Annotated in this window: 27 protein-coding genes and 1 other RNA gene; 22 read left to right on the top strand and 6 right to left on the bottom strand. The window is 32.8% G+C overall.

What is annotated here, in order from left to right; genetic code table 11:
* The first annotated feature begins 3 nt into the window (after nucleotides 1-3).
* The 10 genes from HGK31_RS08420 to HGK31_RS08465 all read left to right on the top strand — a co-directional run bounded on the left by HGK31_RS08420 (nucleotide 4) and on the right by HGK31_RS08465 (nucleotide 6705).
* A complete protein-coding gene (locus tag HGK31_RS08420; RefSeq protein WP_191859326.1) occupies nucleotides 4-822 on the top strand; it encodes a DUF6090 family protein in 819 nt (272 codons plus the stop codon).
* On the top strand, nucleotides 822-1613 hold the full coding sequence (locus tag HGK31_RS08425; RefSeq protein ID WP_191859415.1) for a DUF6090 family protein: 792 nt from the start codon (nucleotides 822-824) through the stop codon (nucleotides 1611-1613). The genes HGK31_RS08420 and HGK31_RS08425 overlap by 1 nt, the downstream gene beginning before the upstream one ends.
* A gap of 28 nt (nucleotides 1614-1641) precedes the next feature.
* Nucleotides 1642-2340, top strand: coding sequence for a DUF6090 family protein (locus HGK31_RS08430; protein ID WP_191859327.1), 699 nt, complete (start codon nucleotides 1642-1644; stop codon nucleotides 2338-2340).
* Between the two features lie 31 nt (nucleotides 2341-2371).
* On the top strand, nucleotides 2372-3103 hold the full coding sequence (locus HGK31_RS08435; protein WP_191859328.1) for a DUF6090 family protein: 732 nt from the start codon (nucleotides 2372-2374) through the stop codon (nucleotides 3101-3103).
* Between the two features lie 160 nt (nucleotides 3104-3263).
* Nucleotides 3264-3872, top strand: a complete 609-nt coding sequence (locus tag HGK31_RS08440; RefSeq protein WP_191859329.1) for a hypothetical protein — start codon at nucleotides 3264-3266, stop codon at nucleotides 3870-3872.
* Between the two features lie 23 nt (nucleotides 3873-3895).
* A complete protein-coding gene (locus HGK31_RS08445) occupies nucleotides 3896-4186 on the top strand; it encodes a hypothetical protein (protein ID WP_191859330.1) in 291 nt (96 codons plus the stop codon).
* A 36-nt stretch (nucleotides 4187-4222) separates the two neighbouring features.
* Nucleotides 4223-4516, top strand: coding sequence for a winged helix-turn-helix domain-containing protein (locus tag HGK31_RS08450; RefSeq protein ID WP_191859331.1), 294 nt, complete (start codon nucleotides 4223-4225; stop codon nucleotides 4514-4516).
* A 75-nt stretch (nucleotides 4517-4591) separates the two neighbouring features.
* Nucleotides 4592-5965 carry a cell envelope integrity protein CreD gene (gene creD, locus HGK31_RS08455; RefSeq protein ID WP_191859332.1) on the top strand — a complete coding sequence of 458 codons (1374 nt, stop codon included), beginning with the start codon at nucleotides 4592-4594 and terminating at the stop codon, nucleotides 5963-5965.
* A gap of 68 nt (nucleotides 5966-6033) precedes the next feature.
* A complete protein-coding gene (locus tag HGK31_RS08460; protein WP_191859333.1) occupies nucleotides 6034-6315 on the top strand; it encodes a hypothetical protein in 282 nt (93 codons plus the stop codon).
* Nucleotides 6316-6327: 12 nt separating this feature from the next.
* On the top strand, nucleotides 6328-6705 hold the full coding sequence (locus HGK31_RS08465; RefSeq protein WP_191859334.1) for a ribosomal maturation YjgA family protein: 378 nt from the start codon (nucleotides 6328-6330) through the stop codon (nucleotides 6703-6705).
* Between the two features lie 3 nt (nucleotides 6706-6708).
* Here HGK31_RS08465 and HGK31_RS08470 read toward each other — a convergent pair whose 3' ends face one another.
* Together HGK31_RS08470 and HGK31_RS08475 are read right to left on the bottom strand one after the other, a co-directional pair.
* Nucleotides 6709-7497, bottom strand: a complete 789-nt coding sequence (locus HGK31_RS08470; RefSeq protein ID WP_191859335.1) for an SDR family NAD(P)-dependent oxidoreductase — start codon at nucleotides 7495-7497, stop codon at nucleotides 6709-6711.
* A complete protein-coding gene (locus HGK31_RS08475; protein ID WP_191859336.1) occupies nucleotides 7487-8689 on the bottom strand; it encodes an NAD(P)-dependent oxidoreductase in 1203 nt (400 codons plus the stop codon). Before HGK31_RS08475 ends, HGK31_RS08470 begins: the two co-directional genes overlap by 11 nt.
* A 106-nt stretch (nucleotides 8690-8795) precedes the next feature.
* Here HGK31_RS08475 and ssrA point away from each other — a divergent pair.
* Nucleotides 8796-9190: a transfer-messenger RNA gene (ssrA, locus tag HGK31_RS08480) on the top strand.
* Between the two features lie 82 nt (nucleotides 9191-9272).
* Here ssrA and HGK31_RS08485 read toward each other — a convergent pair.
* The 4 genes from HGK31_RS08485 to HGK31_RS08500 all read right to left on the bottom strand — a co-directional run bounded on the left by HGK31_RS08485 (nucleotide 9273) and on the right by HGK31_RS08500 (nucleotide 11246).
* Nucleotides 9273-9674 carry a rhodanese-like domain-containing protein gene (locus HGK31_RS08485; RefSeq protein ID WP_191859337.1) on the bottom strand — a complete coding sequence of 134 codons (402 nt, stop codon included), beginning with the start codon at nucleotides 9672-9674 and terminating at the stop codon, nucleotides 9273-9275.
* A 9-nt stretch (nucleotides 9675-9683) separates the two neighbouring features.
* Nucleotides 9684-9998, bottom strand: a complete 315-nt coding sequence (locus tag HGK31_RS08490; protein WP_191859338.1) for a rhodanese-like domain-containing protein — start codon at nucleotides 9996-9998, stop codon at nucleotides 9684-9686.
* A gap of 91 nt (nucleotides 9999-10089) precedes the next feature.
* Nucleotides 10090-10701, bottom strand: a complete 612-nt coding sequence (locus HGK31_RS08495; protein WP_191859339.1) for a thioredoxin family protein — start codon at nucleotides 10699-10701, stop codon at nucleotides 10090-10092.
* A gap of 5 nt (nucleotides 10702-10706) precedes the next feature.
* Nucleotides 10707-11246 carry a TlpA disulfide reductase family protein gene (locus tag HGK31_RS08500; protein ID WP_191859340.1) on the bottom strand — a complete coding sequence of 180 codons (540 nt, stop codon included), beginning with the start codon at nucleotides 11244-11246 and terminating at the stop codon, nucleotides 10707-10709.
* Nucleotides 11247-11354: 108 nt separating this feature from the next.
* Here HGK31_RS08500 and HGK31_RS08505 point away from each other — a divergent pair, with 108 nt between their 5' ends.
* The 11 genes from HGK31_RS08505 to HGK31_RS08555 all read left to right on the top strand — a co-directional run bounded on the left by HGK31_RS08505 (nucleotide 11355) and on the right by HGK31_RS08555 (nucleotide 21107).
* Complete coding sequence (locus tag HGK31_RS08505) at nucleotides 11355-11816, top strand: MarR family winged helix-turn-helix transcriptional regulator (protein WP_104734506.1); 462 nt, start codon at nucleotides 11355-11357, stop codon at nucleotides 11814-11816.
* Nucleotides 11817-12049: 233 nt separating this feature from the next.
* Nucleotides 12050-13453, top strand: coding sequence for an anthranilate synthase component I family protein (locus HGK31_RS08510; protein WP_191859341.1), 1404 nt, complete (start codon nucleotides 12050-12052; stop codon nucleotides 13451-13453).
* A 1-nt stretch (nucleotide 13454) separates the two neighbouring features.
* A complete protein-coding gene (locus HGK31_RS08515) occupies nucleotides 13455-14021 on the top strand; it encodes an anthranilate synthase component II (RefSeq protein ID WP_191859342.1) in 567 nt (188 codons plus the stop codon).
* 1 nt (nucleotide 14022) lies between these two features.
* Complete coding sequence (gene trpD / locus HGK31_RS08520; protein ID WP_191859343.1) at nucleotides 14023-15018, top strand: anthranilate phosphoribosyltransferase; 996 nt, start codon at nucleotides 14023-14025, stop codon at nucleotides 15016-15018.
* The gene (gene trpC, locus HGK31_RS08525; protein WP_191859344.1) at nucleotides 15018-15803 is read left to right on the top strand and encodes an indole-3-glycerol phosphate synthase TrpC; all 786 of its coding nucleotides are present in this window, start codon (nucleotides 15018-15020) and stop codon (nucleotides 15801-15803) included. The genes trpD and trpC overlap by 1 nt, the downstream gene beginning before the upstream one ends.
* Nucleotides 15804-15927: 124 nt before the next feature.
* Complete coding sequence (locus tag HGK31_RS08530; protein WP_191859345.1) at nucleotides 15928-16548, top strand: phosphoribosylanthranilate isomerase; 621 nt, start codon at nucleotides 15928-15930, stop codon at nucleotides 16546-16548.
* 62 nt (nucleotides 16549-16610) lie between these two features.
* A complete protein-coding gene (trpB, locus tag HGK31_RS08535) occupies nucleotides 16611-17792 on the top strand; it encodes a tryptophan synthase subunit beta (RefSeq protein ID WP_191859346.1) in 1182 nt (393 codons plus the stop codon).
* A 2-nt stretch (nucleotides 17793-17794) separates the two neighbouring features.
* Entirely contained in the window at nucleotides 17795-18562 is a 768-nt protein-coding gene (trpA, locus tag HGK31_RS08540) for a tryptophan synthase subunit alpha (RefSeq protein WP_191859347.1), read from the top strand.
* A 52-nt stretch (nucleotides 18563-18614) separates the two neighbouring features.
* The gene (locus HGK31_RS08545) at nucleotides 18615-19442 is read left to right on the top strand and encodes a transporter (protein WP_191859348.1); all 828 of its coding nucleotides are present in this window, start codon (nucleotides 18615-18617) and stop codon (nucleotides 19440-19442) included.
* Nucleotides 19443-19470: 28 nt separating this feature from the next.
* The gene (locus HGK31_RS08550; protein WP_191859349.1) at nucleotides 19471-20493 is read left to right on the top strand and encodes a DUF481 domain-containing protein; all 1023 of its coding nucleotides are present in this window, start codon (nucleotides 19471-19473) and stop codon (nucleotides 20491-20493) included.
* An 8-nt stretch (nucleotides 20494-20501) separates the two neighbouring features.
* On the top strand, nucleotides 20502-21107 hold the full coding sequence (locus tag HGK31_RS08555) for a hypothetical protein (RefSeq protein ID WP_191859350.1): 606 nt from the start codon (nucleotides 20502-20504) through the stop codon (nucleotides 21105-21107).
* The last annotated feature ends 7 nt before the right edge of the window (nucleotides 21108-21114 follow it).

A 21114-nucleotide genomic window follows, 5' to 3' on the forward strand; every position in this document is an offset into this window, starting at 1 on the left:
CCCATGATAAAATTCTTTAGAAAAATACGCTACAACCTAATGAGTGAGAACAAAACCAGCCCGAATGACTCGGGCGGGCGGGCGGGCAAGTACTTTAAATATGCTATTGGCGAAATCATTCTTGTAGTTATAGGAATTCTAATTGCACTACAGATTAATAATTGGAATGAAAACAGAAAAGACCGTTTAGAAGAACAAGAACTTTTAGCTCAATTACAATCTGAATTTTTAAGTAACCTAGATCAGTTAGACCAAAAAATAGCATTACGAAATAATATGCTCAAAGCCTCAGCAAAACTACTTAACTACATAGATTATCCAGAATCACTAGAAACTGATAGTATTCTCAATCATGTAGGATATACTGTAATTGCTCCAACATTTGATCCTATTGTAAACGACATTATTAGCTCTGGAAGAATACAGTTACTAGAAAATAGCCAATTAAAAGAAAAATTATCACGCTGGACTAGTGAATTAGTTCAAGTTACTGAAGAAGAACAAGTTTGGTTAAATTATCGGTCAAACTACTATACACCCCTTTTGATAGAGTATGGTTTATATAGAAATCTCATTAATCGATACTGGAAATCCAATATTATTGGGGCTTTCCATTTAGACAAAGGCACTCAAACTGAATTCGATTTAGGACCATCAAAAAAAGAGATTAACATCACAGAGTTTATAAATGACTCAAGATTTGAAAATCACATCGCACAATGTGCTTCGTTTGCTAAACTCACCAATAGTCAAGCATTGAGTTTACGACAACGCATTGTTGAAATTTTAAATATTATTGAGCAAGAACTAAATAATAACTAATGATAAAATTTTTCCGTAAAATACGCTTAAACCTCATGGAACAAAATAAAACCAGGAAATACTTTAAGTATGCCATTGGCGAAATAATTCTTGTAGTTATAGGCATTCTTATTGCATTGCAGATAAACAATTGGAATGAAAATAGAAAGGCTGAATACGAAGAGCAAAAAATTCTGAAACAATTAAAAAATGAATATCAAAAAAATTTAAATCAATTAGATGAAAAAATATATATGCGTGATAAAATGACTTTGGCATCTGCAGGTATTCTTAACTATATTGATCATCCGGAAAAATATAATAGAGACAGTTTAATATACTACTCGTTCAGACTTACTCAAGAACCTACCTTTGATCCTATTCAAAATGATCTTGTGGTTTCTGGCAAATTAAGAAGTATTCAAAACGACAGTTTAATAATTTTACTTTCAAACTGGACATCGGATGTATATCAGGTTCAAGAATTAGAAACAAGTTGGCAAGAGATGCGTAGTAAATATGTTATGCCTGTTTTTATGACTCAAGACTTTGCAAGAAACACAGCTTCATACCTACTAAAAAATGGATATACTCCAGATCATGCTCTTGACCGCAGTATATCTTTAGTTTATAATATTGAAATGACCGACACCGACTTGCTTGAAAAGTTGCAAGAAAACACCATCGCTTTTCAAAGTGCAGCTAGCACATGCATACTTTATAATAAAATAATAAACGGCCAATCCATGGTGCTTCGAAAACAAATTCTAAAAATATTAGCCCTCTTAAATTCTGAAATTCACCATGATTAAATTCTTTCAAAAAATACGCCACTCTCTTATGGAACAGAATAAAACTGGCAAATACTTTAAATACGCCATTGGGGAAATTATTCTTGTGGTTATTGGTATTCTCATTGCATTGCAGATTAATAATTGGAATGAAAACAGAATAAAATCCAATAAAGAAACTGCTATTTTAGCCACTATTCATAAAGAATTTAAGAAAAATAAAAAACAGTTGGACTCGGTAGTTAATCAACATCTTATGGCAAGAAATAATTGTGCAAAAATTATCAATTTATTTCCAATAAAATCTAAACCAGAACCTGCTATTTTAGACTCTCTGCAACATCAATTGTTTTGGTCCTATGGTGGTACCACTTTTAATCCATCTCAAACAAGTATTAATGCACTAGCTAGCACATCGTCTTTTGATATTATTAAAAACAATACCTTGCGTGATCATTTAATTTCATGGAATGATTTAATTACAGATTATCAAGAAGAAGAATTAAGAGTTTCGGAACATATGGTTCAACAATATGATCCATATATGTCTAAACATTTTGACTGGAATTTTAATTTCAACGATGAACGCAATGATTTTAATGCACTTCAAACATTGGAGTTTGAATATTTAGTCAGAAATCAATATTATTTAATTGATCAAATATTGACTGCCACTGGTGAACTTCAAAAAGTACAAAACACTTTGGTTAAGATTATTAATCTATCAAAACCCAAAAACCATGATTAAGTTTTTTAGGAAAATACGTCAAAATCTTATTATGGAAAATAAAACCAGCCCGAATGACTCGGTCGGGCGGGCAGGCAAATATTTCAAATATGCCATTGGTGAGATTATACTTGTGGTCTTAGGTATTCTCATTGCGCTTCAAATTAATAATTGGAATGAAGAAAAAAAGAACCACCAGTTAAAAGTCTATTACATGAATTCCATTAAAAACGACTTAAAAAAAGATACTATAGATATCAATCGTATAACTAGAATTCAACGTACCGATAACCAGGCTTCAGATCAGTACTTAAAGCGTATTCTGGCACCAAATAGCACCATAGACACGATAATTAACATAGCAAAAAATGAGTATAATTTTAAGTTTGCTGTTAAACGGGAGTATGCCAACAACACTTTTAAAACATTAATTTCAACAGGTAACATTGAACTTTTAGATAAAGAACTTACTCAAAAATTAATGGATTTAAATAGCCTACAACTCGATCAGCTGGAACGCTTTTATAGCCATATGGGTTATTTTGAAAGAATAATGTCTGACTATCTTCAAGATTATCCCATTTATAGTGATATACCCGAAAATTCAATAGTTGAAAAAATTTTATGGGAAGATGTCAACGAAAAGGAACTCGTAGGCAGTTTTACTTCAATTCTCGGTTTACGTAAATTTATGTTCGAGAATTCTATTAGCGGACATTTAAAGGTTAAAGAACAGTCTGCTGAAGTACTCAACCTAATTGATACATTGTTGGAAAAAGAATGAAAATTGATTTAGCTACAAAAAAATCAATATATAATATAACGCTTACTATAAAAATAGAATCTACCATAAAAAGGGGCATTTAGAATTTTAACTATTGTGAAAAATTTAACTAGGATAATAACATAATTTTATTTTACTTTGTAATTCAAAGTACTTTTATATGGAATCAAAAGATTATCTAAAAGACATTAGTGAGATTAAAAACCTCATGAATAAATCGTCTCGCTTCATATCACTATCTGGACTTTCAGGAATATTAGCAGGTATTTATGCACTTGTAGGCGCTGCAACAGCTCATTGGCTAGTAACAACTTATAGTTATGGCACCTTAACTTTAGATGGTTGGGTATTTAGAACCTGTGTGTTAATTTTAGGTTTGGTGGCATTCTTTAGTATAGTCACTGGAATACTACTTACCACACGCAAAGCAAAAAAACACGGTGAGAAAATTTGGGACACTACTTCAAAGCGTTTAGTTTTTAACTTCTTAATTCCATTAGCAGTTGGCGGTATTTATATTCTTATTATTCTCAATCAACAAAAATATGGGCAAACAGCTGCATTAATGTTACTTTTCTATGGGTTAGCATTAATTAATGCTTCGAAATACAGTATTGGCGATATTCGATATTTAGGACTTATTCAAATAGTTTTGGGACTAATTTGTGCGCTTTTTCCAGGTTATGGCTTCTGGCTTTGGACACTTGGTTTTGGCGTTATGCACATTATTTATGGCACTTGGATGCATTTTAAATACGATAAACAATAAATTAATAACTAAAATTTAAAATTATGTTGACACAAAACAAGCGATTGATTACAATCATGCTCTGGGTTGGACTCCTATTATTAATTCCATTCATAGGGATGCAATTTTCTAATGACGTTAATTGGACAGTTTCCGATTTTTTAGTTGCTGGCGTTCTATTATTAGGAGCAGGTTTAACAATTGAAATAGTTATGAGAACTATCAAAAAGAAACAGACTAGATTATTATTAATTTTAATAATTGCAGCAATACTATTATTAACTTGGGCCGAATTGGCAGTTGGAGTATTTGGAACACCTTTCGCTGGCAGTTAAGTAATCACTAAAATGTCCTCCATAGCAGGACACCTTATGAGCATAATAACTAACATAAATAAAGTTTTTGATCATCGCATTCGATTAGGCATTATGTCTATTCTAATGGTTAATGAGTATGCCGATTTTAACACACTCAAAGAATTATTAGATGTTACAGATGGCAACCTAGCAAGCCACACCAAAGCTTTAGAGAAAGCGGAATACATTTTGGTTGAAAAACAATTTATAGGCAGAAAACCAAATACACGTTACGCAACTACTCAATTAGGTCGTTCAGAATTCAAAAAACACATAGAAGCCCTAGAAAAATTAATAAATAAACAATAACAGGCATCAAGCTCAAAACGAGCTATTTTTTTATCAATTTACTTTGTATTTCAAAGTACTTTAAAATCATCTATCATGGAACAACAAGAAAAACAAAACAAAAGTAAATTTGGAAACTGGTTAAAAACCTCGATTACAGCTAGAATGCTCATGGTTGGCTTTTTGGTAATCGTATTACTCATACCATCCTACATCAATAGTTTAATAGCTGAACGCTCAATACGGCAACAAGATGTTGTAAACGAAATTAACGACAAATGGGGAAACCATGTTTTGGTTTATGGTCCTATTCTAAAACTACCATACAAAACCTATACTGAAACCTCCACATACAATGAGAAAACAAAAACCTATTTAAAGGAAACCAAAACGCACATAAATTATGCTTACTTTTTTCCAGAATCACTCAATGCTAATATTGAAGTGAATTCTAAAACTTTAAATCGCGGAAATTTTGAATCTGCTGTATTTACAACTACCATGGATTTTAGTGGGCAATTTAAAAGTCCAGAATTGAGTTCAAAAGACATAAAAGATGAGGATATTATTTGGAGTAAAGCAACAGTGTTAATTAAAACATCCAACCTCAAAGGCATAAAAGATGCCATTAAACTTAAACTAATGAACAAAACATTAGATTTTGAAACCAATTTTAATAGTGATTCTAAAACGTATAATGGTTATTTGGAAGAGCTTGAATCTACTTTTTTAAACGAAGAAAGTTTAAAACAGCTTTTAAGTTCACCATTTAATATTGGCATGACCTTTAATGGTAGTAAAGACATTAAAATTATTCCAATTGGAAAAACTACAACTATGAAAATGACATCTAATTGGCCAGATCCAAGCTTCACAGGTAATTATTTACCTAATGACGAAACTAAAGAGATTACTAAAGATGGTTTTAAAGCTAATTGGAAAGTATTACACATTAACCGTGCATTTTCCCAACAATACTTCAACAAGATTCCTAACCTTGATAGTTTTGCATTTGGCACCAAGTTCATGGTAATGGTAGACGAATATCAAAAGAGTGAACGCTCAGCAAAGTACGGTTTTCTGGTTATTGGTCTAACCTTCTTAATTTTCTTTTTAATTCAAACCATGAGTAAAATTCATATTCATCCGTTTCAATATTTAATGATTGGATTGGCATTAACCATGTTTTACACTTTGTTAGTTTCCATATCTGAACATAGTGATTTTTTAAAGGCCTATTTAGTTGCTGACATTTCAGTAATTGCGTTAATAACACTTTACTCAAAATCAATTTTAAAAACACTCAAGTTTCCTCTTTTTATTGGAATATCCTTAACAGCATTGTACACGTTTATTTATGTAATTATACAGCTCGAAAACTATGCGCTTCTTGTTGGTAGTATTGGATTATTTTTAATTCTAGCCAGTGTTATGTATGTGTCTAGAAAAATAGATTGGAATAACGGATAAGTTTAGTTAGTGTGTTGCAACCTCGCTCCTCTTACATGTGTAATGTGCGAGGTTTTAAATAATATATTATGAATAGTTTAAACGAATTAGGTCAAATAACGGCAACTTTAAGCTTTGTAATTGGTACTAGTTTACTAGCATTCTTTTTGTATTATGGTGAGTCTAGTTTTATAATTGAATTTGGATTAGTATTTATAATTGTTGTATTTACAGTCAATATCGTTCTTTTATCTGTACTAATTGGATCTGCTATATTAAATCCTAAACATCGCTTAAAATTAATTAAAACTTGTGCCATCATGTTACTAAATATTCCAATAGTAATATTTTATATCTGTGTGTTGCTTTAATCCCATTCAGATATGAAAGTCACCTTTAATAAAAGATACTTTGCTTGTTTTGCTTTCCTACTTGCTGTAGAAATTCTAATAGCTTTATTCTTAAAAAATGGCTTTATACGTCATACATTTGGTGATTTTTTAGTAGTTATACTTATGTATTGCTTTATTAAAAGTTTCTTCAATCTCAAAACAACCCTTGTAGCTTTTGGTGTTCTTCTTTTCGCTTATGGTGTTGAATTTTTACAAATGACTTCTATGTTGGAGGCGCTAAACTTTCAAAACAACCAATTTGCAAAAATAGTTCTGGGAACCACCTTTCATATTTCTGATTTAGTAGCTTATACTATAGGTGTTATGTTTGTAATTTTAGTTGAAATATCAATAGATAAAAAAACCTGAAGTTTATTCTTCCCTATTCTTTTCTTGAATCCTTCTTACTATTTGAGTGGCCATATTGCGTGGTACAAAACGCGGTAGTGTCCCCAAAATTTTATTCAATCCACCAGGGATAGCAACAGACTTGCCTTTTTTCATAGCCTTGTAACCATAAGCAGCCACATCTTTGGCATTAGCCATATTGAAAGTGATTTTATTCTCTGAAGAAGCACTGGATACAACTTGCTGAAAAGACGTTTTAGTTGGCCCAGGACACAAGGCTGTAACTGTAACACCAGTTCCTTTTAATTCGTTAGCAATAGCTTCGGAAAAAGATAAAATATAACCTTTGGTAGCATAATACAAAGACATCAATGGTCCTGGCTGAAAAGCCGCTAATGATGATAAGTTTAATATCATTCCTGAACCACGTTTCACCATACCATCTAAAATCAACTTTGTAAGATGGGTTGTAGTCATAACATGCAGATTCAACATTTGTTCCTGACGCTCCCAATCAACTTCATGAAAGGCTCCAAAAGCACCAAATCCTGCATTATTTACTAAAGCATCTATTTGAGTTTCTCCCAATTCAGACACAATTTCTTCAGAGATATTGACTTGGCTCAAATCTTTAGCCATTATTTGTACTGGTACTTGATAAGTAGATTCTATTTCTTTTTTGGTTTCCAAAAGCTTATCCGAATCAATGTCAACTAACACCAATCCATAGTTATCTTTTGCAAACAACAAGACTAATTCATACCCCAAACCAGATGCGCCTCCTGTTATTAAAGCCGTTTTTCTAGTTTCCATCTACATAATCTTGAAGGTACGCAAAGCGTTCTGTAAGCTTACCATTCTCGGTAATTTTTGCACGCTTTAAAATACCACGTTCATCATTGTTAAAAAAAGCTGGAATAACATGCTCTAGAAACATATCACCAAAACCTTCACTGGCATCTTTTGGTAATTCGCAAGGTAAATTATCTACTGCCATTACAGTAATAGCTCCACTAGCATCAAAGGCTACTTCGCTTTCTGTCTGGGCATCATACCCATAAAAAGGATTGGCTATTGTTGATGCTCGTATGGTCGATGCTACTGGTCCGTCAATGTCACAGCTAATATCAGCCACTAAATTTATTCTAAAATCTGGATGCTTGGCATCTTCTCTTGTAAACAAATAGGGTGCATTATTACCATAAAAATGACCCGCTATAAAAAAGTCAGTTTCTTTGGCATAAGGCATAAAGTTACTCTTGTAAGCTGTTGGATCCTTATAAAAAGCCCACTTATCTCCTACTTTACCATCTTTACGCTTATTATATTCCATCACATCAACCCTACAATAAACTGGTTCTGTGAATTCAGAAGTTAGATATAGCGCATCACTAACCTCTTTAATTTTGAGGTGATCTAAAATTTCTTTCGCACCTTGAGCAACTTTACCCGTTCCAGACAACAATATTTTAATGTTTGGTAATGTAATTTTATCGAGCTCGGCTTTAACCTCATTTAAATCGGCTAAAGTTTCAACTTTTGGTAAGTTAAAAAGGTTATCGCGTAATCCTAGAGCTCTAAACCCATTATAAGCTCCAACCAATCCAGCATAACGCCCAAAACCAATTAAACGTGCCCCACTTTGCTTAATTATAGTTTCATGATCATACATCTCAATATTTTTATTAAGCATAGCTTTCAATAACTTCCTATTATAAGGCTGCTTTTTTATGGTATGAGAAAAGTAAAAGTATTTTTTATTGGGTATCAAATTTTCAATCGGGACTTCTTTTACGCCTAACATGACATCACAATCTGACACATCTTCAGTGACTGTAAAACCCATTGCTTTATAAGCACTATCAGGAAATATACGAATATTGCTAGATTCAACCACAAACTCGGCATGAGGAAACTGTGCTCTGGCTTCAGCCAATTTTTCAGGTGAAAAAACAACACGTCTATCAGGAGGATTTTTACGTTCTTTTATGATGGCAAACTTCATAACTTATAAGTTGGAATAATTATTGCACGAAAATAAGTGTATTGGCAAGGTTATACAAACTTTTTGATAACTTTGCAATCCATTATCATTTTGATAATTAAAAATTGGGGTCGACTGGTTTTGACAGCGAGATTAATGAAATGGTAAGCACGTCGTGTAATGACTTTGAAACACGTAAAAGGCTAGGTCAAACTTTTAAACGGCGAGAATAACTACGCTTTAGCTGCCTAATCCGAATTATAGTAGGATTGGCCTAGGTACACAAGGTGTACAAGCTAAATGTCTCCTGAAAGCCTTGATTAACGGCGTTCGATTAGAGGCATCGTAAATGTTAATATAGAACGTGAAGTGCTTCGATTTGCGTTTGAAACTTAAGAAGATAAGTTGTAAGTAGGTTGTCTGTAACCAGCTTATAATCGAAAAAACAAGAACAGAATAAACGTGTAGAAAGCCCTTTGATTACTTGTTTGGACGAGAGTTCGATTCTCTCCGACTCCACAAAAAACCCTTGAAAACCTAGTAAATTCAAGGGTTTCATTTTTTAGGGAATAATTTAGGTGACAATTAACACTATTATAAATGCTTACTGCAACACTTTAACCTCTTGCCCTTCGTGTTGCCATTTAGAAATACCACCTTCTAAATCATAAATTTTGACAAATCCAGCATCTAGCATTTTTTGTGCACAACTAGCACTTCTGCCTCCAGATTTACAATATAAAATTACAGGTTTATTTTTATCTAATTTAGCAATATCCTCATCAAAGGTTGGCGATAAAAAATCGATGTTCTGAAAATTTGCAATATAGCCTTCTTGATATTCTTCAGGTGTTCTCACATCAACCAATTGAATATCTTCCAATTCTAATAGCGATTGCATTTCTTCAACCGATACAACCTTAACCTCTCCTTTTTTCGCCTCTTTTTTGCAGCTACTAACACCTATAAATAGTAATAAAGCGCAAAGTATGATACTTTTTTTCATTTGTTGTGTTTAACTTTTAGTGGTTTCTCCTTGCCATTCTGTAAATCCTCCTACAAGGTTATAAGCACTCTTAAAACCTAATTGGTTCATAATGGCACATGCTTGAGCACTCCTGCCACCGGATTTACAATAAACATAATAATGCTTGTTTTTATCCAATTCTTGGACCTTGTCAATAAATGCTTGTCCTTGGTAGATGTCAAGATGAATGGCATTGGGTATAAAACCGTCCTCTAGTTCTTGTTCGGTTCGCACATCAATTATTACTGCATCAGAATCTTTATCTAACTTTTCGCGCCATTCAGTTTGGGTATAATCTGCCATGATCTTTAATTTGAATTAAAACAAAATTAAGATTTCTTTAATTAAAAGACGAAAAAAAATCCGAAGTGTTACGCTTCGGATTAGATAATTATTAAACTTTTATGGAGCAGCCTATCGCTCTTGTTTTTGTTTCTGGGACTTCTTTCCCATTTAATAAAGCGTCAACAGCGTTTTCAACATACTTTTGATTGACCGCACTGGCATCTTGGTAATTATCATCTATTGCTCCAATGTACTTCACCTCATTTCCTTTTTTTGTTTTTTGTAAAACATATACATGCGGTGTTTTTGTAGCACCATATTGCGGATAAATTTTTTGTCCTTTATCCATTAAATAAGGAAATGTAAAGCCCTTAGCTTTAGCTCTTGCCTTCATAGCTTCCATGTTGTCTCCAGGTTTTACATCTGTATTATTAGGCATAATGGCAATTACTGGATAACCTTTACTTGCATATTTTTTATTCAGAGCTTCTATTCTATCTTCATAGGCAACAGCATAAGGACAGGTATTACAGGTAAAGATTACTATAAACCCTTTGGCTTCTTTAAAATCAGCCAATGACACCATTTTCCCATCGATGTTTTCTAAACTAAAATCGGTAGCAATATCGCCAATATCATAACCACCACTATCAGTACCTGTTGTAAAGGCAAATAATGTTGCTACAACCAGGAAAGTAAAAATTGTTTTTAGTGTTTTCATAATTGTTATTTTAAAAATTGTTTAAGTTCGGTTTCTAATTCTTCATAACTGAAAGACTGTTCATAAAACTGTCTTTTATCATTATTGTATATTAAAGTTGCTGGTATAGCTCCTGACCAGTTTTCGTTAACCTTTGGTATCCATGAATTGCTATCAACATCATTCAAAACAATCACTTTAGATTGTAGTTTTTTTTCAGCAATAAAAGGTTTTAATTTAGATTCATAATGCTTTGGGAAGTCAAGACTAACGAGAATCACTTCTACATCTTCTGATTTATAATCAGCTCCTATTTTTTCAAAATATGGTAATTCCTTTACACATGGTGCACACCATGTAGCCCAAAAGTTGACTATATATGTTTTATCATCATTATAATTTAGATATTTCTCAACACCTGCAAAATCATAAATTTTCAAAGAGGTGTCTTGCTGTGTTGCATCAACACTTTCTGTAACCCTATCATCTTTATTTAACGTAACATCTTTTTTATCATTATTACAATTAAATAAGAAAACAGCTAAAAACACAAATATATACTTCATAAGCTTAAAATTATAGATAACTTTTGAGACCAAATAATGTTTAACAAATATTTAATTATTAGTGGTTTATACATATATTTTTTTACATTTGTATATACAACAGTTGTCATGAGAATTGAAGACATTCTTAAAACAAGTAAATCGTTATCAGACACTAAAAAAACTGTTGTTAGTTTAATTTATACAGCCAATCTGGTTAATCACAAATTAAATGAAAGCCTTAAAGCTCATGATATTTCTTTAGAACAATTTAATGTTTTAAGAATATTAAGAGGTAAAAAAGGGGTTGCTGCGTCGCTTTCTGATATTCAAGAGCGGATGATAACAAAAATGAGTAACACAACTAGGTTGATTGACAAATTAGTAGTCAAGAATTATGTTACCAAAAAACTAAATGCAGCAAACAAACGAAAATTAGATATAACAATAACCAAAAAAGGTCTTGAAGTTTTAGAAACTCTAGATATTTTGATTGATAACATTGAAAAAGATTTAACAAGCCAACTAACCAAAGTGGAATCCCGAGAATTAAACAAGTTACTGGAAAAGATTCGATTAATAGCTAACTAATTCTCTTTACATGTCTAGTAACTAGAAAACTACCATCTTGCATGGTAGTTTTTTTTTGATTTTATTTTGGATACTAACAAATTCATTCTATATTTGATTAAACAATGAAATTAATAATAAACAATATCTGGTGGTGGAATTTTCGAAAACAACTTTCGTGAATTAACCCTATATATTTAATTAAAAATATTTAAAAGGCTTGTCATTCACGACAAGCCTTTTTTATTTGAATTATGAAAACATTCAGTCTCTATACACATTACAAAAAAATATTGGCAGATACCTTAACACCTGTTAGTGTGTACCTTAAAATAAGGGATAAGTTTCCCAATAGTATCTTACTAGAGAGTAGTGATTATCATGCCAATGATAATAGCTTCTCATACATTTGTTGCAATCCAATTGCCTCAATAAAAGTTCAGAATGAAAAAATCTTACAGCAATTTCCTGATGGCAGCAGTTTGACCACACAAATAACTAAAAAAACTAAAGTTGCCGATAAAATACATAAATTCACAAAACGCTTTAAGACACAGTCGTCCAAGGAATTCAAGTTCATTAATAATGGTATTTTTGGTTTTACAGCCTATGATGCTGTAAGGTATTTTGAAGATATCTCAATTTCAAAAAAACCGAATAATTTAGAGATCCCTGACATTTACTATGCTGTTTACCAAAACATAATTGCTATAAATCACTTTAAAAATGAAGCTTATGTTTTTGCACATTGTTTTAATGCCGAAAATAATATTGATGATTTATTACAGCTCATAAAATCTAAAAATTACGCAGCCTTTAATTTTGAAACAAATGGTGAAACCAAATCAAATTTAACTGATGAGGAATATAAAAAGCATGTAACAAAAGCTAAAGAACATTGCGCCAGAGGTGATGTCTTTCAATTGGTGCTTTCAAAAAAGTTCTCACAACAATTTAAAGGTGATGAATTTAATGTTTATCGTGCATTAAGAAGTATCAATCCATCACCATATTTATTCTATTTTGATTATGGAAACTTTAAGATTTTTGGAAGCTCGCCAGAAGCACAACTTATTGTCAATAAAGGTAAGGCTGAAATACATCCAATTGCTGGAACTTTTAAACGCACAGGTAATGATGAACACGATGCCGAACTAGCTAAAAAATTAGCTATGGATGACAAAGAAAATGCTGAACATGTTATGCTTGTTGATTTAGCAAGAAATGATTTAAGCAGACATGGTAGTACGGTAAAAGTGGATACTTATAAAGAAATTCAATTCTTTTCACATGTCATTCATTTAGTCAGTAAGGTATCTGGAATAAAGAACAGTCAAACAACAACCATGCAAGTGGTAGCGGACACATTTCCTGCTGGAACGTTATCTGGTGCTCCAAAACACAGAGCCATGCAACTTATAGAGCAATATGAAAAAACAAGCCGTGAGGTTTATGGAGGTGCCATAGGTTTCATGGACTTTAGCGGCAATTATAACCACGCCATTATGATTCGAACATTTTTGAGTAAAAACCATCAGTTACATTGGCAGGCTGGTGCAGGCTTGGTATCAAAATCCAATCCTGAAAATGAATTACAAGAAGTATATAACAAGTTAGGTGCATTAACAAAAGCTATAGAACTTGCCGAAACCTTATAACATGAAAAAAGTATTAGTTATAGATAATTACGATAGTTTCACTTACAATCTGGTTCATTATTTAGAAGATTTAGATTGTGATGTAATCGTTTTAAGAAATGATAAATTTCAACTTGAAGCTGTAAAAGCGTTCAATAAAATTTTATTGTCACCTGGACCAGGAATTCCAAATGAAGCTGGATTATTAAAACCCTTGATAAAAGAGTTTGCTTCCACCAAAAGTATTTTAGGTGTGTGCTTGGGACAACAAGCAATAGGGGAAGTTTTTGGTGGTTCCATAATTAATCTGGATTCAGTTTTTCACGGTGTTTCTACTAAAATTGAAATTATTGATACTGAAGATTATTTGTTTAGTGGACTAGATAAGCATATTGAAGTTGGACGTTACCATTCATGGGTTGTGAGCAATGACCTTCCTGATTGTTTAGTTGCAACGTCACGAGATGACAATGGGCAAATTATGTCCTTAAAACACATAGACTATGATGTGAGAGGCGTACAATTTCATCCTGAATCCGTATTAACACCAAATGGAAAAGACATTTTAAAAAACTGGGTTGAACATTAATATGAAACATATTTTAAACAGATTAATAAATCAAGAAAGCATCTCTAGCGAAGAAGCCAAAGCCGTATTGGTAAATATTTCTAAAGGAGATTATAATCAAAGTCAAATTGCATCATTCTTAACAGTCTATATGATGCGAACAATAACCATAGAGGAATTACAAGGTTTTCGTGATGCCTTATTAGAGTTATGCATTCCTGTAAAATTAGATAATTATAGTACCATTGATTTATGTGGTACTGGTGGTGATGGTAAAGATACGTTCAACATATCAACTTTAGCTTCATTTGTTACAGCTGGAACAGGTATTCATGTTACAAAACACGGCAACTATGGTGTGTCTTCAGCATGTGGATCATCAAATGTTATGGAGTTTTTGGGCATTAAATTTTCTAACAATCCCGATTTCTTAGAGTGTTGTTTAGAGCAAGCAGGCATTTGTGTATTGCATGCTCCATTGTTTCATCCAGCTATGAAACATGTAGCTCCAATTAGAAAAGAATTAGGTGTCAAAACATTTTTTAATATGCTTGGTCCTATGGTTAATCCTGCTTTTCCAAAAAACCAATTAGTCGGTGTGTTTAGTTTAGAATTATTAAGGCTTTACAGTTATCTATACCAAAACACAAAAAAGAAATACACACTTGTACATGCATTGGATGGCTACGATGAAATATCGCTTACAGGTGCAGCCAAAGTTATTCAAAATGATAGAGAACAAATTATTGATGCTTCAACTTTTAATCTCAACCCATTAAAACAAGAACAAATTCACGGCGGAAATTCGATTGAATCATCGGCAAAAATTTTCACCCATATTTTGCTAGGTCAAGGCACTGATGCACAAAACAATGTAGTTTGCGCCAATGCCGCATTGGCCATATCAACAGTAAATAATACATCAATTGAAGACAGCTTTCAAATAGCTAAAGAATCCTTGATATCAGGCAAAGCCCTAAATAGTTTTAAAACTCTTGTAGAATTAAGCCAAAACTAATGAACATTTTAGACAAAATAATAAGAGACAAACATGTTGAAATTGGCTTAAAAAAAAGTCTAATTCCAGTTTCTCAATTAGAAAATTCTGTACTGTTCGAAAGACAAACAATGTCACTTGCAACTGCTTTAAGCAAAAGCAAAACAGGTATTATAGCAGAACACAAAAGACGCTCACCTTCAAAGTCCGTGATTAATCAAAATACAAATATCCAAGATGTAGCCAAAGGATATGAAGTTGCAGGCGTTTGTGGGATGTCGGTTTTAACTGATGGAAAGTATTTTGGTGGTAGTTTAGATGACTTACTTATAACAAGAGCAAGTTGTCATTTACCTATACTACGAAAGGAATTTATTGTAGATACCTATCAGATTATTGAAGCGAAAGCTTATGGAGCTGATGCCATTTTATTAATCGCTGCAATACTTTCTAAAGATGAAATCAAACAATTTTCAAAATTAGCTAAAACACTCCATTTGGATGTACTTTTAGAGGTTCACAACGAAGCAGAATTACATAAATCAATTATGCCTAGTCTGGATATGTTAGGCGTGAATAATCGCAATTTAAAAACTTTTGAAGTTAGTTTAGAAACAAGTAAAACATTAAGCAAGATAATACCAGATGAATTCGTAAAAGTCTCTGAAAGTGGTATAAGTTCTATTGAATCAATTCGAGAATTGCAATCTTACGGTTACAAAGGATTTTTAATTGGCGAGAATTTCATGAAAACTAATAATCCTGGTGAAACTGCCAAAGAGTTTATAGATAATTTAGAAATATAGAATTGTCATTCCGCACTTGATGCGGAATCAATTATAAATCAAACAATATGAATAAAATTCCTGCTTTCGCAGCAATGACAGAAAATAAGAAGCGTGGTGAGATTCCCGCTTTTGCGAGAATAAAATGAAGTTAAAAGTTTGCGGTATGAAATATCACGATAATATTTTTGAAGTTGCCAGATTGCAACCGGATTATCTCGGCTTTATATTTCATGAACCCTCACCTAGATGTTTTGAAAACTCAATACCTGAAATAGCACCAGAGATAAAAAAAGTTGGTGTTTTTGTTGATGAAAAAGTTGAATTTATCTCCAGACAGATTGACGCGCACAATTTGAATGTAATTCAACTTCATGGTCATGAATCACCTGAATTATGTCGAATTTTAAAATCGTCAGGTGTTGAAGTTATTAAGGTTTTTTCCATTAAAAATGAATTTGATTTTTCAGTTTTAGAATCTTATGAAGACGCATGCAATTATTTCTTGTTCGATACTAAAGGCAAACTTCCTGGTGGCAATGGTTATTCTTTTGATTGGCGCGTTTTAAGTAATTATCCATCAACAAAACCTTTCTTTTTAAGTGGTGGTATTGGATTAGAAAATGTAGATGATATCTTGTCATTCCTAGCCAAACAGGAATCCAAATATTGCTACGGTATAGATGTCAATAGTAAATTTGAAATTGAACCAGGTTTAAAAAATATTGAAGAATTAAAAGAATTTAAAAACAGATTGTCATTCTGAACGAAGTGAAGAATCTCGAAAGAGATGCTTCGACAAGTTCAGCATGACATAAAAATAACATTATGTCATACAACATCAACGAAAAAGGATACTACGGAGAATTTGGAGGAGCTTTCATTCCAGAAATGCTCTATCCAAATGTTGAGGAACTACGGCAAAATTATCTAAAAGTAATGGTTGAACCGAGCTTTCAGAAACAGTTCAACCAGTTACTTAAGGATTATGTCGGTCGTCCTTCTCCACTATATTTCGCCAATCGATTGAGTAAAAAGTATCAAACTAAAATCTATCTAAAACGCGAAGACTTAAATCATACTGGCGCGCATAAAATCAACAATACTATTGGTCAAATATTAATGGCCAAACGATTAGGCAAAACACGCATAATTGCAGAAACGGGTGCAGGACAGCATGGTGTAGCCACAGCTACTGTTTGTGCGTTAATGGGTTTAGAGTGTATTGTTTATATGGGTGAAATTGATATAGCTAGACAAGCACCCAATGTTGCCAGAATGAAAATGCTTGGAGCAAGGGTTGTACCAGCTACTTCTGGTAGTAAAACACTAAAAGACGCTACTAACGAAGCCATTAGAGATTGGATTAATAACCCTGAAAACACGCATTATATTATCGGGTCTGCAATTGGACCTCATCCATATCCAGATATGGTAACACGTTTTCAATCGGTTATTTCTGAAGAAATAACATGGCAATTAAAGGAAAAAGAAAATCGTGAGTATCCTGACTATGTCGTGGCTTGTATTGGAGGTGGTAGTAATGCTGCTGGTACCTACTACCATTTTTTAGACAATAAAGGGGTTGGAATAATTGCTATTGAAGCAGCTGGAAAAGGCATTGACTCTGGAAAAAGTGCTGCAACATCGGCTTTAGGAAAAGCAGGTATTATTCATGGTTGTAAAACACTCTTAATGCAAACTAATGATGGTCAAATAACAGAACCCTATTCCATTTCGGCTGGATTAGACTATCCAGGCGTTGGACCACTGCATGCACATTTATACAAAACTGGACGTGGCGAATTTTATTCGGCAACTGATGATGACGCTATGCAGGCTGGGCTAGAACTAACACAATTAGAAGGTATTATACCAGCCATTGAAACAGCCCATGCATTGGCTGTTTTTAAGCACAAAACATTTAAACCCGATGACATTGTAGTAATTAGTTTATCGGGACGCGGTGATAAAGATTTACAAAACTATATTGATTACTTTAACTTATAAATATGAATAGAATCAATCAAAAATTACAAGAAGACAAAAAGTTAATCTCTATTTATTTCACAGCGGGTTATCCCAATTTAAATGATACAACCACAATTATTAAAAACCTTGAGAAAAGCGGTGTGGATATGATTGAAATTGGCCTACCGTTTAGCGACCCTTTAGCCGATGGTCCCACCATACAAGCTAGCTCTACACAAGCCTTAAAAAATGGCATGACAACTGAAGTGTTATTCAATCAATTACAAGATATTCGGAAATCGGTTTCTATTCCATTAATCATCATGGGCTATTTTAATCCCATTTTACAATATGGTGTTGAAGCCTTTTGTAAAAGATGTCAAGAAATAGGGATTGATGGCTTAATACTACCTGATTTACCTGTGGACGTTTTTGTAGAACAGTATAAAGCAACTTTTGAAAAATACGGACTCATTAATGTATTTCTTATTACGCCACAAACATCTGACGAACGTATAAGATATATAGATTCCGTTTCTAATGGATTTATTTATATGGTAAGTTCGGCTAGTACCACTGGAGCTAAACTCGGATTCGGCGAAGAACAAACCAACTACTTCAAACGTATAGCAGACTTAAATCTCAATAATCCGCAAATTGTTGGTTTTGGCATATCAAATCACAAGACATTTAATCAAGCAACACAATATGCCAAAGGTGCCATTATTGGTAGTGCGTTCGTAAAATTTATAAAAAAAAGTCCTTTAGATAATATTGAAAATTTCATCCCAACAATATCTATAGGCTAGTTGTTTTGCTCAAAAACAGTTATCTTTATAACGACTAATCAATCATCAATAAATGAAGAATTTATATTTTCTACTAGCCATACTTATTCAAAGTTTGGCCTTTTCACAAGATAACCCTGATAACATAGTCGATAATCAAGACCCAGAAATATCTCAAGCAGACAAACTAGCCAAGCAATTACAAAACCCTGTTGCTAGTTTAATAAGCGTACCGTTTCAAGGGAATTTTGATTTTGGTATTGGTACGGAAAACGGTTCACGAATGACACTAAACATTCAACCGGTAATTCCATTAAGCATTAGTGAGCATTGGAACTTAATTGGCAGAGTAATTTTACCTGTAATTTCTCAACACAATGTTTATGGTAATAGTGGTAGTCAATTTGGCTTAAGTGATGCTGTTGTGAGTGGATTTTTCTCTCCAAAAGAACCTACATCAAATGGTATTATTTGGGGAGCAGGTCCTGTATTGCTAGTTCCAACAGCTACTGACGACTTACTAGGGACTGAAAAATTTGGAATGGGTCCTACTGTAGTCATACTTAAACAAGCAGGAAAATTTACAATTGGTGCTTTAGCAAACCATATTTGGTCTGTGGCAGGAAGTAATGACAGAGCCGATGTAAATAATACATTTTTACAACCTTTTATTGCAAAAAACATTAAAGGTGGCTATTCTATAACTCTAAACACTGAATTAACTCAAAATTGGGATGCTGATGCAACTTCAGGAAGTCTTCATCTTGTTGGTGCAAAAGTATTTAGTATCGGAAAGCAACTCACACAGTTCGCTATTGGTCCAAGAATACCCTACGGCAATGCCAATACTGCAGATTGGGGTTTTAGAGCCATGCTAGTACTATTATTCCCAAAAGGATAAATACCAAATGCATAAAAACAAGTTAATAATGGCATATCAAAAAATTACATTTCTTTTTTTAGTCGTTTTAGCACCTTTTATTTCATGGTCTCAAAACGACACAATCGTCTTAAAAAACAATGACAAGTTAGTTGGTGAAATTAAATCAATGGACAGAGGTGTTGTTACTATTGAAACTGATTATAGTGATTCTGACTTTACTATAACCTGGATAGACATCATTAGTATTAAAAGTAAACAAAACTACCTTATGACACTTTCTGACGGTACAAGAATAAATAGTTCTATGTATACAAAAGATGGTGATTCGGCTGTTGTCACATTACAAGGTCATAATAATGAATTGGTTAAAATAAGAGATATTGTATATATCAATCCCGTAAAAAATAAATTTTTATCCCGAATAAAAGCATCTGTTTCGCTTGGTTATAATTTTACGAAAAGCAATAATTTAAGTCAATTGTCAGTAAATAGTAATTTATCTTATACCGCTTATAAATGGGGCTTAAATGGAAGCTATAATTTGGTAAGAAGTAATCAAGACAGTGTTGATGCAACTAGCCGTGTAGATGCTTCTGTAGGTCTCAAATATTTCATGAAAAAAGATTGGTTTTATTCCCTTTCAGGTGACTTTTTATCTAACGATGAACAAAAACTTCAATTGCGTTCTACGGTAAAAAGTGGACTAGGTAAATATGTCATACATTCTAACCGTATGTATTTTGGTGGTGGTTTTGGTTTAGCTTTCAACAACGAAAAGTTCACAGACATTAATAACACCAATAGAAATTCCCTAGAGGCTTATGTAGGATTGGCCTTGGATATTTTTGATGTAAAAGATTTTAACCTCAATACAAATCTGACATTTTATCCCAGTTTAACTGAATCCGGCAGATACAGAGCCGACTATAATTTGAATCTAAAATATGATCTCCCATTAGATTTCTTTATAAAATTAGGATTAACCTATAACTATGATAGCAAACCTGTTGAGGGAGCATCGGTATCTGATTATGTGTTTCAATCTACTTTTGGCTGGGAGTTTAATTAATAATCACTATGGGTATTTTAAATAAATCGTCAAGAGCTCTAATTTTTGGAGGACTATTTTTTATAGTTCCGCTATTATTGATAATTTTTGCTTGGACACAAATACACAAAACTCTCAAGCCTATTAGTGCCAAAATAAGTGAGGCACTTGATCTAAATTCAGTTTTTGGTTCGGCATCGATTATTATCGTTACTATTATACTCCTTATAATTTTATGTTTTGTAGCTGGCTTACTTATAGAAAAAGGGATTGTAAAAAATTGGAGTTCTGGTGTAGAAAAAAAATTATTCATTTTTATGCCATCACTTCAAATGCTGAAATTCCGTTTAATTGGTGATAACAATAATGTTATAAATGAGTTCTGGCAAGCTATAATTTTTAAAGAAGATAGTTTTTATCGCATTGGGTTTATTACTGACAAAACAAAAACGCATACCACCATTTACATTCCTGATGCTCCAAAAATTGATGCTGGTGAAGTTCGCTATATGACTAATAGTGATTTTGAATACTACAACATTTCTATGAAAGCTGCCATGTCTGCTATATATGCTTTTGGTGAAGGTTTAGATGTTGAAGCTATAATAGCTACCAGTAATAAGAAAAAAAGCTAGGATTTTA

The sequence above is a fragment of the Hanstruepera ponticola genome, from assembly GCF_012931685.1.
GTDB classification, from domain to species: domain Bacteria; phylum Bacteroidota; class Bacteroidia; order Flavobacteriales; family Flavobacteriaceae; genus Hanstruepera; species Hanstruepera ponticola.

Excerpts from the sequence above, each read along its gene's own strand:
- HGK31_RS08420 (WP_191859326.1), top strand. The coding sequence starts at position 4 with ATGATAAAATTCTTTAGAAAAATACGCTACAACCTAATGAGTGAGAAC.
- HGK31_RS08425 (WP_191859415.1), top strand. The coding sequence starts at position 822 with ATGATAAAATTTTTCCGTAAAATACGCTTAAACCTCATGGAACAAAAT.
- HGK31_RS08430 (WP_191859327.1), top strand. The coding sequence starts at position 1,642 with ATGGAACAGAATAAAACTGGCAAATACTTTAAATACGCCATTGGGGAA.
- HGK31_RS08435 (WP_191859328.1), top strand. The coding sequence starts at position 2,372 with ATGGAAAATAAAACCAGCCCGAATGACTCGGTCGGGCGGGCAGGCAAA.
- HGK31_RS08440 (WP_191859329.1), top strand. The coding sequence starts at position 3,264 with ATGGAATCAAAAGATTATCTAAAAGACATTAGTGAGATTAAAAACCTC.
- HGK31_RS08445 (WP_191859330.1), top strand. The coding sequence starts at position 3,896 with ATGTTGACACAAAACAAGCGATTGATTACAATCATGCTCTGGGTTGGA.
- HGK31_RS08450 (WP_191859331.1), top strand. The coding sequence starts at position 4,223 with ATGAGCATAATAACTAACATAAATAAAGTTTTTGATCATCGCATTCGA.
- creD (WP_191859332.1), top strand. The coding sequence starts at position 4,592 with ATGGAACAACAAGAAAAACAAAACAAAAGTAAATTTGGAAACTGGTTA.
- HGK31_RS08460 (WP_191859333.1), top strand. The coding sequence starts at position 6,034 with ATGAATAGTTTAAACGAATTAGGTCAAATAACGGCAACTTTAAGCTTT.
- HGK31_RS08465 (WP_191859334.1), top strand. The coding sequence starts at position 6,328 with ATGAAAGTCACCTTTAATAAAAGATACTTTGCTTGTTTTGCTTTCCTA.
- HGK31_RS08470 (WP_191859335.1), bottom strand. The coding sequence starts at position 7,497 with ATGGAAACTAGAAAAACGGCTTTAATAACAGGAGGCGCATCTGGTTTG.
- HGK31_RS08475 (WP_191859336.1), bottom strand. The coding sequence starts at position 8,689 with ATGAAGTTTGCCATCATAAAAGAACGTAAAAATCCTCCTGATAGACGT.
- HGK31_RS08485 (WP_191859337.1), bottom strand. The coding sequence starts at position 9,674 with ATGAAAAAAAGTATCATACTTTGCGCTTTATTACTATTTATAGGTGTT.
- HGK31_RS08490 (WP_191859338.1), bottom strand. The coding sequence starts at position 9,998 with ATGGCAGATTATACCCAAACTGAATGGCGCGAAAAGTTAGATAAAGAT.
- HGK31_RS08495 (WP_191859339.1), bottom strand. The coding sequence starts at position 10,701 with ATGAAAACACTAAAAACAATTTTTACTTTCCTGGTTGTAGCAACATTA.
- HGK31_RS08500 (WP_191859340.1), bottom strand. The coding sequence starts at position 11,246 with ATGAAGTATATATTTGTGTTTTTAGCTGTTTTCTTATTTAATTGTAAT.
- HGK31_RS08505 (WP_104734506.1), top strand. The coding sequence starts at position 11,355 with ATGAGAATTGAAGACATTCTTAAAACAAGTAAATCGTTATCAGACACT.
- HGK31_RS08510 (WP_191859341.1), top strand. The coding sequence starts at position 12,050 with ATGAAAACATTCAGTCTCTATACACATTACAAAAAAATATTGGCAGAT.
- HGK31_RS08515 (WP_191859342.1), top strand. The coding sequence starts at position 13,455 with ATGAAAAAAGTATTAGTTATAGATAATTACGATAGTTTCACTTACAAT.
- trpD (WP_191859343.1), top strand. The coding sequence starts at position 14,023 with ATGAAACATATTTTAAACAGATTAATAAATCAAGAAAGCATCTCTAGC.
- trpC (WP_191859344.1), top strand. The coding sequence starts at position 15,018 with ATGAACATTTTAGACAAAATAATAAGAGACAAACATGTTGAAATTGGC.
- HGK31_RS08530 (WP_191859345.1), top strand. The coding sequence starts at position 15,928 with ATGAAGTTAAAAGTTTGCGGTATGAAATATCACGATAATATTTTTGAA.
- trpB (WP_191859346.1), top strand. The coding sequence starts at position 16,611 with ATGTCATACAACATCAACGAAAAAGGATACTACGGAGAATTTGGAGGA.
- trpA (WP_191859347.1), top strand. The coding sequence starts at position 17,795 with ATGAATAGAATCAATCAAAAATTACAAGAAGACAAAAAGTTAATCTCT.
- HGK31_RS08545 (WP_191859348.1), top strand. The coding sequence starts at position 18,615 with ATGAAGAATTTATATTTTCTACTAGCCATACTTATTCAAAGTTTGGCC.
- HGK31_RS08550 (WP_191859349.1), top strand. The coding sequence starts at position 19,471 with ATGGCATATCAAAAAATTACATTTCTTTTTTTAGTCGTTTTAGCACCT.
- HGK31_RS08555 (WP_191859350.1), top strand. The coding sequence starts at position 20,502 with ATGGGTATTTTAAATAAATCGTCAAGAGCTCTAATTTTTGGAGGACTA.